This is a genomic window from Streptomyces sp. NPDC020958 (genome assembly GCF_055562175.1).
Window position 1 is genome coordinate 607,542 of sequence record NZ_JBVHFU010000003.1, and the last position, 14,754, is coordinate 622,295.

Here is a 14,754-nt window from a genome sequence, read left to right on the forward strand (position 1 = left end):
TCACGGATTACACGATGCCAGAGAGCCGCCCGGCAATGGTCCGGTACCGAAGGAGACGCGTATGACGAGTGCGACGGAGGACTTCCGCAGGGCACGGGACTTCCTGCTGGAACACCGGACGGACTACGCCACCGCCTACGAGGGTTTCGAGTGGCCGCGTCCGGACCACTTCAACTGGGCGCTCGACTGGTTCGACGTCATCGCCGAGGGCAACGACCGCACCGCCCTGCACATCGTGGAGGAGGACGGCTCCGAGACGAAGCTGTCCTTCGCCGAGCTGGCCGAGCGCTCCGACCGGGTCGCGAACCACCTGCGCGCCCGGGGCGTCGAGCCCGAGGACCGCATCCTCGTCATGCTCGGCAACCAGGCAGAGCTGTGGGAGACCGCGCTCGCCGCGATGAAGCTGCGTGCCGTCGTCATCCCGGCGACCCCGCTGCTCGGCCCGGCCGACCTGCGCGACCGCGTCGACCGGGGCCGGGTGAAGCACGTGCTTGTACGCGCCGAGGACGCCGCGAAGTTCGACGAGGTGCCGGGGGCCTACACCCGGATCGCGGTGGGCGGGGTGCCGGTGGCGGGCTGGGAGCCGTACGAGGACGCGTACGTCGCCGCCGCCGACTTCGTGCCGGACGGCCCGACCCTCGCCGACGACCCGCTGATGCTCTACTTCACCTCGGGCACCACCGCCCACCCCAAGCTGGTCGAGCACACCCACACCTCGTACCCCATCGGGCACCTGGCCACCATGTACTGGATCGGCCTCAAGCCCGGCGACGTCCACCTGAACATCTCCTCACCGGGCTGGGCCAAGCACGCCTGGTCGAACCTGTTCGCGCCCTGGAACGCCGAGGCCACCGTCTTCATCCACAACTACGCGCGCTTCGACGCGGGCCGGCTGATGGCCGAGATGGACCGGCACGGGGTGACCTCCTTCTGTGCCCCGCCGACCGTGTGGCGGATGCTGATCCAGGCCGACCTCACCCAGCTGGCCACCCCGCCCAGGGAGGTCGTGGCGGCCGGCGAGCCGCTCAACCCCGAGGTGATCGAGCAGGTCCGCCGGGCCTGGAACGTCACCATCCGGGACGGGTTCGGCCAGACGGAGACGGCCGTGCAGGTCTCCAACAGCCCGGGGCAGCCGCTGAAGACCGGCTCGATGGGCCGCCCGAGCCCCGGGTACCGCGTGGAACTGCTCGACCCGGTGTCGGGCGCGCCGGGTGCGGCGGAGGGCGAGATCGCCCTCGACCTGGCGGCGCGGCCGGTGGGCCTGATGACCGGGTACCACGGCGACGCCGACCGTACGGCGGAGGCGATGGCAGGCGGCTACTACCGCACCGGCGACATCGGCTCCCGGGACGAGGACGGCTACATCACCTACGTCGGCCGCGCGGACGACGTGTTCAAGGCCTCGGACTACAAGATCAGCCCGTTCGAGCTGGAGAGCGCGCTGCTCGAACACGAGGCGGTGGCCGAGGCGGCCGTCGTGCCGGCGCCGGACGAGTTGCGGCTCGCCGTGCCCAAGGCGTACATCGTGCTGGCCGCGGGCTGGGCGCCCGGCGCGGACACCGCGAAGGTGCTCTTCGAGCACTCCCGGCAGGTCCTGGCGCCGTACAAGCGCATCCGCAGGCTGGAGTTCGCCCCGCTGCCCAAGACGGTGTCCGGCAAGATCCGCCGGATCGAGCTGCGCGAGGCCACCGCGGCGGGCTCGGCCGAGGAGTACCGCGAGGAGGACTTCCGGTGACCTCCGAGGAACTGTCCTACACCCACGGCACCGGCGGCACCGCCCTGCTCGGCGACACGATCGGCGCCAACCTCGACCGCACGGCGGCCAGGTGGCCCGACCGTGAGGCGCTGGTGGACGTGGCCTCCGGGCGCCGCTGGACGTACGCCGAACTCACCGCCGACGTGGACCGGTTGGCGCAGGCGCTGCTCGCGAGCGGGATCGCCAAGGGCGACCGGGTGGGCATCTGGGCGGTCAACTGCCCCGAGTGGGTGCTGGTGCAGTACGCCACCGCCCGGATCGGCGCGATCATGGTCAACATCAACCCGGCCTACCGCGCCCACGAGGTCGAGTACGTCCTCAACCAGGCAGGGATCTCCCTGCTGTTCGCCTCGCTCAGTCACAAGAGCAGCGACTACCGGGCGATGGTCGAGGACGTGCGCGGCCGGTGCCCGCAGTTGCGGGAGACCGTGTATGTCGGAGACCGCAGCTGGGACGCGCTGGCGTCGCGCGGGACGTCCGGCAGCCGGGAGGAACTGCGCTCCCGTGCGGCGGAGTTGTCCTGCGACGACCCCATCAACATCCAGTACACCTCGGGCACCACCGGCTTCCCGAAGGGCGCCACGCTCTCCCACCACAACATCCTCAACAACGGTTATTTCGTCGGGGAACTGGTCTCCTACACGGAGCAGGACCGGATCTGCATCCCCGTCCCCTTCTACCACTGCTTCGGCATGGTGATGGGCAACCTCGCGGCCACCTCGCACGGCGCCTGCATGGTGATCCCGGCCCCGTCCTTCGATCCGAAGGCCACCCTGGAGGCGGTCCAGCAGGAGCGCTGCACCTCGCTGTACGGCGTGCCGACCATGTTCATCGCGGAGCTGAACCTCCCCGGCTTCGCCTCCTACGACCTCTCCACGCTGCGCACCGGCATCATGGCGGGCTCGCCCTGTCCGGTCGAGGTGATGAAGCGGGTGGTCGCCGAGATGCACATGGCGGAGGTCTCCATCTGCTACGGCATGACGGAGACCAGCCCGGTCTCGCTGGGGACCCGGATCGACGACGACCTCGAACACCGTACCGGCACGGTCGGCCGGGTCCTGCCGCATCTGGAGGTCAAGGTCGTCGACCCGGCCACCGGGATCACCCGGCCGCGCGGCACCGCCGGTGAGCTGTGCACCCGCGGCTACAGCGTGATGCTCGGCTACTGGAACGAGCCCGAGCGCACCGCGGAGGCCGTCGACCCCGGACGCTGGATGCACACCGGCGACCTGGCGACGATGCGCGAGGACGGGTACGTCGAGATCGTCGGCCGTATCAAGGACATGATCATCCGGGGTGGGGAGAACATCTACCCGCGCGAGATCGAGGAGTTCCTCCACGGCCACCCCGCGGTCCGCGACGTCCAGGTGGTCGGGGTACCGCACGAGACGTACGGCGAGGAGGTCCTGGCCTGCGTCATCCCGCACGACCCGGCGGCCCCACCGACCCTGGCGGACCTGCGCGAGTTCTGCGCGGGCCGCCTGGCCCACTACAAGGTGCCGACCAGGATCCAGATCCTGGAGGACTTCCCGATGACGGTCTCGGGCAAGGTACGGAAGATCGAACTACGGGATCGGTACAGCGCCCCGTAGGGGCGCTGGGGGTCCCCCCGCGGAATCCTCACGCACCTGACGCACGCAGCTCGTCGGCGGGACTGTTGACCGCCTGCGGCGTGCCCGTGAGGTCCAGCACGAACAGCGGTACGCCCAGGTCGTCCGCACACGCGCGGGCGTCCTCGGCGTACCCCGCGAGGGAGAAGTACGCGCAGCCGGCCTCCTCCGACAGCGCCGTCAGCCACAGGCACTCCACATCCCGTCGCGAGGCCGCCCGCAGGGCCGGCTCCACCTGCGCCACCAGCCCCCGTGCGGCCAGCCCGACCCCGGACGACGGCCGCTGGTCCGCGCGGCGGACGTCCCGGTAGCCGAGCCAGCGCAGATAGAGCGCGGCGGCCGTGACCGCGTCCCGGGCGGTGCGGATCGTCACGGGGCGGAAGGCGCCCCGGGGTGCGGGTCCGGGCGCCGGCGCGGACGCGGTGCCGGCGACCGGGACGCGCAGCACCGCCCCGCACGGGCAGCCCACCTCCGGCTGCGGCCACTGGTCCCGGCGGCCGCAGGAACCGCAGCTCACCGTCACCCAGTCCTCGTCCCACGCGCGGTGCGCCACCGCCGTCACGTCGGCCGTGCCGTCGAGGCTCGGGGTGACCGGCGCGCCACAGGCGCACGGATAGGAGGGCGCGGTGTAGACGTGCTCGCGCCGACAGGCCGGACAGCGCACCGGCACGCTCTCGGACATGGCCCCACCTCAGGCGTCGCGTCGGTTCAGCCGTCCCATGGTGCTCCTGCCGGGGCCCGGTTGTCCGTCTCTTGACGACCTTCGCACCCCCACCTACATTGATTCCAGATAGTAGAAGTTATTTTCCGTAATACGGAATTCCGCTCACCGCGGGGCGCGCCGGGAGCAGGCATCCGACAGCCGAAAGCAGGAGTTCTCGATGGCTCGTATGACCGCTGCCCGCGCGGCAGTCGAAATCCTCAGGCGCGAGGGCGTCACCGATGCGTTCGGAGTGCCCGGCGCGGCGATCAACCCCTTCTACGCGGCGCTCAAGGCCTCCGGCGCCATCACCCACACCCTCGCCCGCCATGTCGAGGGCGCCTCGCACATGGCCGAGGGCTACACCCGTACCCGGCCCGGCAACATCGGGGTCTGCATCGGCACGTCGGGTCCCGCCGGCACCGACATGATCACCGGCCTGTACTCGGCCACCGGGGACTCCGTCCCCATCCTCTGCATCACCGGCCAGGCCCCCACCGCGGTGATGCACAAGGAGGACTTCCAGGCGGTCGACATCGCCGCCATCGCCAAGCCGGTGACGAAGATGGCGGTCACCGTGCTGGAGGCGGCCCAGGTGCCGGGCGTCTTCCAGCAGGCCTTCCACCTGATGCGCTCCGGTCGTCCCGGTCCCGTCCTCGTCGACCTGCCGATCGACGTCCAGCTCACCGAGATCGAGTTCGACCCGGACACGTACGAGCCGCTGCCCGTCTACAAGCCCGCCGCCACCCGCGCCCAGATCGAGAAGGCGACCGGGATGCTGAACGCGGCCGAGCGTCCGCTGATCGTCGCGGGCGGCGGGGTCATCAACGCCGATGCCGCGGAACTCCTCGTGGAGTTCGCCGAGTTGACCGGCGTCCCGGTCGTCCCGACCCTGATGGGCTGGGGCGTGCTCCCCGACGACCACGAGCTGAACGCCGGCATGGTGGGCCTGCAGACCTCGCACCGCTACGGCAACGCGACGTTCCTGGAGTCCGACTTCGTCCTCGGCATCGGCAACCGCTGGGCCAACCGGCACACCGGCAGGCTGGACGTCTACACGGCCGGCCGGACGTTCGTCCACGTCGACGTCGAGCCGACCCAGATCGGCCGGATCTTCGCCCCGGACTTCGGCATCGCCTCCGACGCGAAGGCGGCGCTGGAGCTGTTCGTCGCGGTGGCACGGGAGTTGAAGGCGGCGGGCGAGCTGCCCGACCGGACCGCCTGGGCCGCCCGCGTGCAGCGGAAGAAGGCCACCCTCCAGCGCCGTACCCACTTCGACGACATCCCGATCAAGCCGCAGCGGGTCTACGAGGAGATGAACCGGGCCTTCGGTCCGGGGACCCGGTACGTCTCCACGATCGGCCTCTCGCAGATCGCCGGCGCCCAGATGCTGCACGTCTTCCGGCCCCGGCACTGGATCAACTGCGGTCAGGCGGGGCCGCTCGGCTGGACGATCCCGGCCGCCCTCGGCGTGGCGAAGGCCGACCCCGAGGCGCCGGTGGTGGCCCTCTCCGGGGACTACGACTTCCAGTTCATGCTGGAGGAACTGGCGGTCGGCGCGCAGCACAAGATCCCGTACATCCATGTGCTGGTCAACAACTCCTACCTGGGCCTGATCCGGCAGGCGCAGCGGGCGTTCGACATCGACTTCCAGGTCAAGCTGGAGTTCGAGAACATCAACTCGCCCGAGCTGGGCGTCTACGGCGTCGACCACGTCAAGGTCGCCGAGGGCCTCGGCTGCAAGGCGATCCGGGTCCTCGACCCGGCGGACCTGGGCACGGCCTTCGAGCAGGCCAAGAAGCTGGCCGCCGAGCACCGGGTGCCGGTCGTGGTGGAGGCGATCCTGGAGCGGGTCACCGACATCTCCATGTCGACCACCAACGACATCTCGGACGTGGTCGAGTTCGAGGAACTCGCGACTGAACCGGGACACGCCCCGACGGCCATCAGGGCCCTGCGGGTCTGACCGCTCGCGTCGCCTGCGAAGAGAAGTCCGGAGAGAAGTCCCAGGAGGAGCCCGCCGCCCCCGTGTCGGCGGGCTCCTTGTGCGCTGAATATGCCCGACGCCTCGGGCTGTTGAAGCATGCTGAACGACGTTCAGAGGATAATTTGAGGATCGGCCGCCGCATTCGTGCCGCTACGTCAGGGTTCGGGGTGCTCGGACAGTCCCGGCCAGTCGTCGGGGCCGCCGCCCTGCCACTCGATGAGGTCGCTCTCCTCGACCTCGATGCGGTCCAGGTCGGCCATCCGCAGGATCTCGATGACGTCGTCCAGGTGCGAGGCGATGCCCAGGGTCACGTCCCCCTCGGTGACCCGCCGGGACCCGTCCAGGGCGGGCGCGTGCACGACGATGCGGGGGAACTTCGTCGGTGGGTGTGCTGCTGTCATGCCTCAAGGCTCCTGCGGCGGGGGCACGAACGCACGCCGAAGCGCCGGACGCGGGTGGTGTCCGCCTCCGGCGCGTGTCCTACGGGTTCGCTGGACGGCTGGGACCGCGGCGGGTGCGACGGAGCCGGAGCGGCCTTCCCTCTGGTCGGGAAGGGGCCCCGGTTCCTTCACCACCGCACTGGCTCGCACGCCGCCGCGGTCCTCGCCCCGCCCGCGCACCGGTCCGGACGGCCACCCCTCATCCGGGCCGCCCGGTGGTCGCGGGCCGTTCGTGGGCCCTGCCCGGCCGCTGCCGGGCAGAGCGTCGACGCTTCGTCGACGTGGGTTTCCGGGCGGCGCCGACGCCTGGGCGCGACAGGACAGATGTCGGCGGCGGCGCCGCCCGGAAGTCTCGGGACGCTGCTCAGACCCGTGCGCCGGACAGGCGCTCGACCGAGCGCAGCAGCGCGGAGTGGTCCAGGCCGCCGTCGCCCTGCGCGCGCAGGGAGGCGACCAGCTGCGCCACCACGGCGCCGACCGGCAGGGCCGCCCCGACGCGGCGGGCCGCGTCGGTCACGATGCCCATGTCCTTGTGGTGCAGGTCGATGCGGAAGCCCGGCTCGAAGTCGCGGTTCAGGAAGTTGTCCCTCTTGCGTGCCAGCACGGTCGAGCCGGCCAGGCCGCCGCCCAGGACGTCGAGCGCGGCCGCCAGGTCCACCCCGGACTTCTCCAGGAAGACGACGGCCTCGGCGCACGCCTGGATGTTCACGGCGACGATGAGCTGGTTCGCCGCCTTCACGGTCTGGCCCGAGCCGTGCGGACCGCACAGCACGACGGTCCTGCCGAGCGCCTCGAAGACGGGCTTCGCGCGGTCGAAGTCGGCCTGCTCGCCGCCGACCATGATGGACAGCACGGCCTCCACGGCGCCCGCCTCGCCGCCCGACACGGGTGCGTCCAGGACGCGCAGGCCCTTGTCCGCGGCGGCCTTCGCCAGGGCGACGGAGGTCTCGGGGGTGATGGACGACATGTCGATGAGCAGGGTGCCGGGGCGGGCGTTCGCCAGGATGCCGTCCGGGCCGTAGGCGACGGCCTCGACCTGCGGTGACGCGGGCACCATCGTGATGACCACGTCGGCGTCGCGCACCGCGTCGGCGATCGAGGCCGCGGCGGTGCCGCCCGCGGCGGCCAGCCGGTCCAGCTTGTCCTGCTCCAGGGTGAACCCGGTGACGTCGTAACCCGCCTTGAGGAGGTTCTCGGACATCGGTGAGCCCATGATGCCGAGGCCTATCCAGGCGATCTTGGGCAGCGTGTCGGTCATGTCGGGGTGCCTCTCTGACTGCTCTGCAATGGGGGAGTTCAGCGCGCTTCGCGGGGGAGCCAGTCGAAGGCCTCGGAGCTCGGGCGGTCGCCCGCCTTGTACTCCAGGCCCACCCAGCCGTCGTAACCGGCCTTCCGCAGCCGGCCGAGGAGTTCCGCCAGGGGGAGGGAGCCGGTGCCGGGGGCGCCGCGGCCCGGGTTGTCGGCGATCTGCACATGGCCGGTCTTCGCGGCGTACCGCTCGATCACCGACGGGAGGTCCTCGCCGTTCACGGACAGGTGGTAGAGGTCCATCAGGAAGCGTGCGTTGCCGAGTCCCGATGCCTCGTTCACCCGGTCGACGACCGCGACGGCGGCCGGCGCCGACACCAGCGGGTACCGCGGTGACTCCGGTGCGTTGAGCGCCTCGATCAGCAGGACCGCGCCGACGCGGTCGGCCGCCGCTGCCGCGCGGACCAGGTTCTCCAGCGCCAGCGCGTCCTGCTCGGCCGGGTCCGTGCCGGCCACGCGGTTGCCGTACAGGGCGTTGAGCGACCGGCAGCCGAGCGAGTGTGCGAAACCGGCCGCCACGTCGAGGTTGGCGCGGAACCGCTCCGACTCCTCGCCCGGGACCGACAGGGCGCCGCGGTCGGGTCCCGGCAGCTGTCCGGCGTAGAAGTTCAGGCCGGTGAGCCGGACGCCCGCGTCCGTGATTGCGCCGCGCAGCGCGTCGAGTTCGGAGCGTGCGGGGGTGGGGGAGTCGGCCCAGGGCCACCACAGCTCGACCGCGGTGAAGCCGGCCGCGGCGGCGGCCGCGGGGCGTTCGAGCAGCGGGAGTTCCGTGAAGAGGATCGACAGGTTGACGGTGAAGCGCTGCTCTGCGGCGGTGCTCCGTGCGAAACCCGGCATGGAGGCCGATGCTCCCTTCCGTTGTTCGAGTTTCCGTATTGCGGAAGTTCGTTTCTGCTTAATGGAAGACTGCCTGTGGTCGGGGAAGGATGTCAAGAGCGTCCGCGCGCGACCGCGCCCTACCCTGAAGGCATGGCCCGGTCCAACGACGAGGTCGCCGCGCTGTTCCAGGAGTACGCGGACCTGATCTCGATCACCGGCGGAGACGCGTTCAAGGCGCGCGTCTACGAGAAGGCCGCCCGTTCGGTCGGCGGCCACCACGCCGACGTCGCCACGCTCGACCTCAAGGGACTCCAGGAGATCCCGAACGTCGGAAAGTCCCTCGCACACAAGATCCTGGAGTTCCTCGCCGACGGCCGGGTGGCGGCCGTGGAGGACCTGCGCGCGAAGATCCCGGCGGGCGTCCGGCGGCTGACCGCCGTCCCCACCCTCGGGCCCCGGAAGGCGCTGGCCCTCTACGAGGAGCTCGGCGTCCGCTCGGTCGACGAACTCGCCGACGCCATCCACCAGGAACGGCTGCGCGACCTCAAGGGCTTCGGACCGAAGACCGAGCAGAACATCCTGCACGGCATCGAACTGCTCAGGTCGGCCGGCGGCCGGGTGCGGCTCGACGTGGCCATGGGCCTGGCCGAGGACGTCGTCGCCGCGCTGTCCGCCGTGCCCGGCTGCGAGCGCTGCGCCTACGCCGGATCGCTGCGCCGGATGCGCGAGACGATCGGCGACATCGACGTCCTCGTGGCGGCGCGGCGGCCGGCCCCCGTCATGCGGGCCTTCACCGCGCTGCCGTACGTCACGGAGGTCATCGGGCAGGGCGAGAAGAAGACGTCCGTGCGCACCGACCGGGGACTCGCCGTCGACCTGCGGGTCGTACCGCCGGACTCCTGGGGCGCCGCGCTCCAGTACTTCACCGGCTCGAAGGCCCACAACATCCGCACCCGGGAACGGGCCGTGCACCACCGGCTCAAGCTCTCCGAGTACGGCCTGTTCGACGTCGAGAGCGGCGCGAGGACCGTCTCCCGGACCGAGGAGGAGGTGTACGACCGCCTCGGCCTGCCGTGGATCCCGCCCACCCTGCGCGAGGACCGGGGGGAGATCGAGGCCGGCCTGCGCGGCGAACTGCCCGACCTGGTGACCGAGGCGGACCTGCGGGGCGACCTGCACACCCACACTGACCTCACCGACGGCCTCGCCCCGCTCACGGAGATGGTCGAGGCCGCCGCCCGGCGCGGCTACGCCTACTACGCGATCACCGACCACGCACCCGACATGGCCATGCAACGCATGACCGACGAGCGGATGCTCGCCCAGCGCGAGCAGGTCCGCGCCCTCGACGGCACCTGCCCGACCCGGGGCCGGCGCGGCGGCCTGCGGCTGCTGCACGGCACCGAGCTGAACATCGGCCCCGCGGGCGAGGTGGACTGGCCCGACGACTTCCTCGCCGGTTTCGACCTGTGCGTGGCCTCGGTCCACTCCCACTTCAACCAGAGCCGCGAAGCCCTGACCCGGCGCCTGGTGCGGGCCTGCGACAACCCGTACGTGAACATCATCGGGCACCCCACCACCCGCCTCATCGGCAGGCGGCCTCCCGTCGACGCCGACCTCGACGCGGTCTTCGCCGCCTGCGCCCGCACCGGTACCGCCCTGGAGATCAACGCCCACCCGGACCGCCTCGACCTGCGCGACGAGGACATCCTGCGGGCCCGCAGGCACGGCGTGCGGTTCGCCGTGAACAGCGACGCGCACGCCGTCCCGCACCTCGACACCATGCGCTACGGCATCGGCACCGCCCAGCGCGGCTGGCTCACCGCGGACGACGTGATCAACACCTGGCCCGAGCGGCGGCTGCGGAGTTTCCTGCGCAAGGGCCGGTGACCCGGGAGGACTGCCCGAAGAACCCTGCCGCGCGTTAGGTTGTGCCCGTGCGATTGAGAGTGGAGTTCACGACCGAGCCCTTCGACCTCGACGAGGCCCCCGCGCACGCGCTGGTCGCCCGGGAGGTCATCGAGGGCGCGCAGCTGGACGCGGTGGACGTCGGCCCGTTCGGGAACACGGCGGAGGGCGGCTCGGACGCCGTGCTCACCGCCGTGGACACGCTGCTGCGCAGGGCCCTGCAGGCCGGGGCCACCCGGATCTCGCTCCAGGTCAACGTGGTGGGAGAGGGCGGCCGGCAATGACCGGAAACGGCGACGAGCCCTTCATCACGGCCGTGAAGCCGCTGGTCGACGCCATGGGCGGGGAACTGCTCCCGCCCGACGAGGCCGGTCCCGACGACGTCGTGCTCGCCTGGGAGGGCGTCGACGCGGTCGCCGTGCGGCTGCCGCAGCTCGCCGACTCCCTCGACCACATCCTGGCCGCCATGGAGCGCAAGCAGGGCAAGCCGCTCGCCGACCTCGACCGCAAGGCGAAGCAGGAGGTCGTGCGCACACTGGAGGCACGGGGCGCCTTCTCGGTACGGCACGGCGTGGAGACCGTGGCGAGCGCCCTCGGCGTGAGCCGCTTCACCGTGTACAACTACCTGAACCGGGACAAGGAGAGCTGACGGGCCGCCGAATTTTCAACAAAGTGTTGACTCGGTGTTCCGGAGGGCGTTAGCTGACCGCAGTCCGTTCAGCACGAAGGCCGCCAACGGCCACGGAGGCTCCCGTGACGTCGACTTCCACGCCCCCGGGTCTGGCCCGGTTCAACGTTCTCGAGGAGCACGCGGCCGCCGCCGCCCTCCACGAGGCGTGTGCCTCCACGGCATGGGTGCGGCGCCTGCTCGCCGGCCGCCCCTACGCCACCCCCGAGGCCCTGGGCGCCGCCAGCGACGCCGCCACGGCCGAGCTGACCGCGGCGGACCTGGCCGAGGCCATGGCCGGGCACCCGCCCATCGGCCGCCCGAAACCGGGTGATCCGACCTCGGCCCGGGAGCAGTCCGGCATGGCCGGCGCCCCCGACGCGCTCCGCGCGGAGATGCTCGAACTCAACCTGGCCTACCAGGAGCGGTTCGGCCACGTCTTCCTGATCTGCGCCACCGGTCGCGGCGCCGAGGAGATGCGGGACGCGGTCAGGGCGCGGATCGGCAACTCGCCGGAGCAGGAACGGGAGATCGTCCGCACCGAGCTGGGGAAGATCAACCGCATCCGGCTGGCCCGACTCGTCGAAGAGGACGCCTGACACCATGACCACCAGCACCAGCGCCTCCGTGTCCACCCACGTCCTGGACACCAGCGTCGGCCGTCCCGCGGCCGGGATCGCCGTCCGGCTCGCCGCCCGCGGCGGCCCCGACGCCCCCTGGCAGGCGCTCGGCGGCTCCGCGACCGACGCGGACGGCCGGTGCAAGGACCTTCCGGAACCACCGGAGGGCACGACACACGTACGGCTCGACTTCGCCGTCGAGCCGTACTTCGAGAAGTCCGCGAAGAAGCAAGCCGATGCGCAGCAGGACGCCCCCGCGAATCGGGACAGCGGACCGGCCGTGTTCTTCCCGGAGGTGGCGATCACGTTCGCCGTCGTACCGGGCGAGCACTACCACGTACCGCTGCTGCTCAACCCGTTCGGCTACTCCGTTTACCGAGGGAGCTAGCAGACACATGCCCATCCTGGGACAGAACCAGTACGGCAAGGCCGAGAACCGGGTCGTGAAGATCACACGGGACGGCGCCACCCACCACATCAGGGACCTGAACGTCTCCGTGTCGCTCTCCGGCGACATGGACGAGGTCCACTACTCCGGCTCCAACGCCAGCGTCCTGCCGACCGACACCACCAAGAACACGGTGTACGCGTTCGCCAAGGAGCACGGCGTCGAGTCGCCCGAGCAGTTCGGGATCCATCTCGCCCGGCACTTCGTGACCTCGCAGGAGCCGATCCACCGGGCCCGCATCCGTGTCGAGGAGTACGGCTGGGAGCGGATCGAGCACGCCGGCAAGGGCGCCCACTCCTTCGTCCGCAAGGGCCAGGAGACCCGGCTCACCCAGGTCACCTACGACGGCGAGTCGTGGGAGGTCGTCTCCGGACTCAAGGACCTCGTGGTGATGAACTCGACCGACTCGGAGTTCTGGGGCTTCGTCAAGGACAAGTACACGACCCTGCCCGAGGCGTACGACCGCATCCTGGCCACCGAGGTCTCCGCCCGCTGGCGGTTCAACTGGACCGACGACGAGCAGGAGGCACCCGACTGGGAGCAGTCCTACGAGGGGACCCGCCGGCACCTGCTCCAGGCCTTCGCCGAGACCTACTCCCTCTCGCTGCAGCAGACCCTGTACCAGATGGGCTCCCGCGTCATCGACAACCGCGGCGAGATCGACGAGATCCGCTTCTCGCTCCCGAACAAGCACCACTTCCTGGTGGACCTGGAGCCGTTCGGCCTCAAGAACGACAACGAGGTGTACTACGCGGCCGACCGCCCCTACGGGCTGATCGAGGCGACCGTGCTGCGCGACGGCAGCACGGCGCGGATCCCGGCGGACCTCACCACCCTCTGATTGGGACGAACCATGGCAGCAGAAGCGCAGCGCACCGTCATCGAGAACTGCTCGATCGCGACCGTCGACGCCCACGACACCGAGTACGCCGACGGGCACGTCGTGATCGCCGGCAACCGCATCGAGTCCCTCGGGGCGGGCCCGGCCCCCGAAGACCTGGCGAACGTCGAGCGCCGGATCGACGCCACGGGCCACCTGGTCACCCCCGGCCTGGTCAACACCCACCACCACTACTACCAGTGGATCACCCGGGGGCTGGCCACCGACCACAACCTCTTCGACTGGCTGGTCGCGCTCTACCCCACCTGGGCGCGCATCGACGAGCCGATGGTGTACGCGGCCGCGCAGGGCTCCCTCGCCATGATGGCCCGCGGCGGTGTCACCACCGCGATGGACCACCACTACGTCTACCCGAAGGGCTCCGGCGACCTGTCCGGCGCGATCATCCGCGCCGCCCGCGAGACGGGCGTCCGCTTCACCCTCGCCCGCGGCTCCATGGACCGCAGCGAGAAGGACGGCGGCCTGCCCCCGGACTTCGCCGTCGAGAGCCTCGAAGGGGCTCTCGCGGCCACCGAGGCGACCGTCAAGGAACACCACGACGACTCCTTCGACGCGATGACCCAGGTGGCCGTCGCGCCCTGCTCCCCGTTCTCCGTCTCCACCGAACTCCTGCGGGAGGGTGCCGAGTTGGCCCGCCGCCTCGGGGTGCGGCTGCACACCCACGGTTCGGAGACGGTCGAGGAGGAGAAGTTCTGCCACGAGCTGTTCGGCATGGGCCCCACCGACTACTTCGAGTCCACCGGCTGGCTCGGCGAGGACGTGTGGATGGCGCACTGCGTCCACATGAACGACTCCGACATCGCCGCCTTCGCCCGTACGGGGACCGGCGTCGCGCACTGTCCCTCCTCCAACGCCCGGCTCGCCGCCGGCATCGCCCGGGTCCCGGACATGCTCGCGGCCGGAGTCCCGGTCGGGCTCGGGGTCGACGGCACGGCGTCCAACGAGTCGGGCGAACTCCACACCGAGCTGCGCAACGCGCTGCTCATCAACCGGCTGGGCGCGCACCGCGAGGCCGCCCTCAACGCCCGTCAGGCCCTGCGCCTCGGCACCCACGGCGGTGCCCGGATCCTCGGCCGCGGGGACCAGATCGGCTCCCTCGAACCCGGCAAGCTCGCCGACCTGGTGCTCTGGAAACTGGACACCCTTGCCCACGCCTCCATCGCCGACCCGGTGACCGCCCTGGTGTTCGGCGCGGCGGCCCCGGTCACCGCCTCCTTCGTGAACGGCCGTCAGATCGTCGCGGACAACCGCCTGCTGCACGTGGACGAGGACGCGATCGCCCGCTCCACCCGGGCCGAGGCCCAACGCCTCGCCCAGCTCGCCGCACGGTAACCCCAAGACTCCGTAAGGCACTTGAGCACCGGCTGGGAGGGACGGCTCCCGGCCGGCAGCCCTGGACCCGTACGGGTCCGGTGGCGGCCGCCCCCCGGGCGCGTGCTTCCTCGCGCGCGCCCGGGAACGGTCACCGTCCTCCTCTCGGGTCCCGCACGACCTGGAACACGCACCACCTCCCTGAACCCGCGCCAGAGCCGCCGCGCAACCGACCGGAGGAGAGCCGCTGTGCAAGAAGTGCATCCCGTCGACGAGAAA

14 protein-coding genes are annotated in these 14,754 nt (G+C 71.1%); 10 read left to right on the forward strand and 4 right to left on the reverse strand.

The window, feature by feature from the left end:
• Positions 1 to 61: 61 nt before the first annotated feature.
• Together ACZ3KP_RS12930 and ACZ3KP_RS12935 are read left to right on the forward strand one after the other, a co-directional pair.
• A complete protein-coding gene (locus ACZ3KP_RS12930; protein WP_467498925.1) occupies positions 62 to 1,735 on the forward strand; it encodes an AMP-binding protein in 1,674 nt (557 codons plus the stop codon).
• Entirely contained in the window at positions 1,732 to 3,348 is a 1,617-nt protein-coding gene (locus ACZ3KP_RS12935) for an AMP-binding protein (RefSeq protein ID WP_467498927.1), read from the forward strand. Before ACZ3KP_RS12930 ends, ACZ3KP_RS12935 begins: the two co-directional genes overlap by 4 nt.
• A 28-nt stretch (positions 3,349 to 3,376) precedes the next feature.
• Here ACZ3KP_RS12935 and ACZ3KP_RS12940 read toward each other — a convergent pair whose 3' ends face one another.
• Positions 3,377 to 4,048 carry a hypothetical protein gene (locus ACZ3KP_RS12940; protein WP_467498929.1) on the reverse strand — a complete coding sequence of 224 codons (672 nt, stop codon included), beginning with the start codon at positions 4,046 to 4,048 and terminating at the stop codon, positions 3,377 to 3,379.
• A gap of 199 nt (positions 4,049 to 4,247) precedes the next feature.
• On the opposite strand from ACZ3KP_RS12940, the gene gcl reads away from it, so the two are divergent.
• Positions 4,248 to 6,032 (forward strand): glyoxylate carboligase, encoded by a 1,785-nt coding sequence (gene gcl, locus ACZ3KP_RS12945; protein WP_467498931.1) that lies wholly within the window; start codon positions 4,248 to 4,250, stop codon positions 6,030 to 6,032.
• A gap of 176 nt (positions 6,033 to 6,208) precedes the next feature.
• Here the strand turns inward: gcl and ACZ3KP_RS12950 are convergent, their stop codons facing one another.
• The 3 genes from ACZ3KP_RS12950 to ACZ3KP_RS12960 form a co-directional block, all read right to left on the reverse strand.
• On the reverse strand, positions 6,209 to 6,454 hold the full coding sequence (locus tag ACZ3KP_RS12950) for a hypothetical protein (RefSeq protein WP_467498933.1): 246 nt from the start codon (positions 6,452 to 6,454) through the stop codon (positions 6,209 to 6,211).
• A 403-nt stretch (positions 6,455 to 6,857) separates the two neighbouring features.
• Positions 6,858 to 7,751, reverse strand: a complete 894-nt coding sequence (locus tag ACZ3KP_RS12955) for a 2-hydroxy-3-oxopropionate reductase (protein WP_360566799.1) — start codon at positions 7,749 to 7,751, stop codon at positions 6,858 to 6,860.
• A gap of 38 nt (positions 7,752 to 7,789) precedes the next feature.
• Entirely contained in the window at positions 7,790 to 8,638 is an 849-nt protein-coding gene (locus ACZ3KP_RS12960; protein WP_467498935.1) for a TIM barrel protein, read from the reverse strand.
• Between the two features lie 132 nt (positions 8,639 to 8,770).
• Between ACZ3KP_RS12960 and polX the strand changes: the two genes are divergently transcribed.
• The 7 genes from polX to ACZ3KP_RS12995 all read left to right on the forward strand — a co-directional run bounded on the left by polX (position 8,771) and on the right by ACZ3KP_RS12995 (position 14,496).
• Positions 8,771 to 10,510: a DNA polymerase/3'-5' exonuclease PolX gene (polX, locus tag ACZ3KP_RS12965; protein WP_467498937.1), complete on the forward strand. Its 1,740-nt coding sequence runs from the start codon at positions 8,771 to 8,773 to the stop codon at positions 10,508 to 10,510.
• Between the two features lie 47 nt (positions 10,511 to 10,557).
• Positions 10,558 to 10,812: a YkoF family thiamine-binding protein gene (locus ACZ3KP_RS12970; protein ID WP_132891472.1), complete on the forward strand. Its 255-nt coding sequence runs from the start codon at positions 10,558 to 10,560 to the stop codon at positions 10,810 to 10,812.
• Positions 10,809 to 11,177, forward strand: coding sequence for a helix-turn-helix domain-containing protein (locus ACZ3KP_RS12975; protein ID WP_132891471.1), 369 nt, complete (start codon positions 10,809 to 10,811; stop codon positions 11,175 to 11,177). Before ACZ3KP_RS12970 ends, ACZ3KP_RS12975 begins: the two co-directional genes overlap by 4 nt.
• A gap of 104 nt (positions 11,178 to 11,281) precedes the next feature.
• Positions 11,282 to 11,794, forward strand: coding sequence for a 2-oxo-4-hydroxy-4-carboxy-5-ureidoimidazoline decarboxylase (gene uraD / locus ACZ3KP_RS12980; RefSeq protein WP_361337488.1), 513 nt, complete (start codon positions 11,282 to 11,284; stop codon positions 11,792 to 11,794).
• A 4-nt stretch (positions 11,795 to 11,798) separates the two neighbouring features.
• On the forward strand, positions 11,799 to 12,203 hold the full coding sequence (uraH, locus tag ACZ3KP_RS12985; protein WP_132891469.1) for a hydroxyisourate hydrolase: 405 nt from the start codon (positions 11,799 to 11,801) through the stop codon (positions 12,201 to 12,203).
• 7 nt (positions 12,204 to 12,210) lie between these two features.
• Positions 12,211 to 13,104 carry a factor-independent urate hydroxylase gene (pucL, locus tag ACZ3KP_RS12990; RefSeq protein ID WP_467498941.1) on the forward strand — a complete coding sequence of 298 codons (894 nt, stop codon included), beginning with the start codon at positions 12,211 to 12,213 and terminating at the stop codon, positions 13,102 to 13,104.
• A 12-nt stretch (positions 13,105 to 13,116) separates the two neighbouring features.
• Positions 13,117 to 14,496, forward strand: coding sequence for an 8-oxoguanine deaminase (locus ACZ3KP_RS12995; protein WP_467498943.1), 1,380 nt, complete (start codon positions 13,117 to 13,119; stop codon positions 14,494 to 14,496).
• Positions 14,497 to 14,754: the final 258 nt, after the last annotated feature.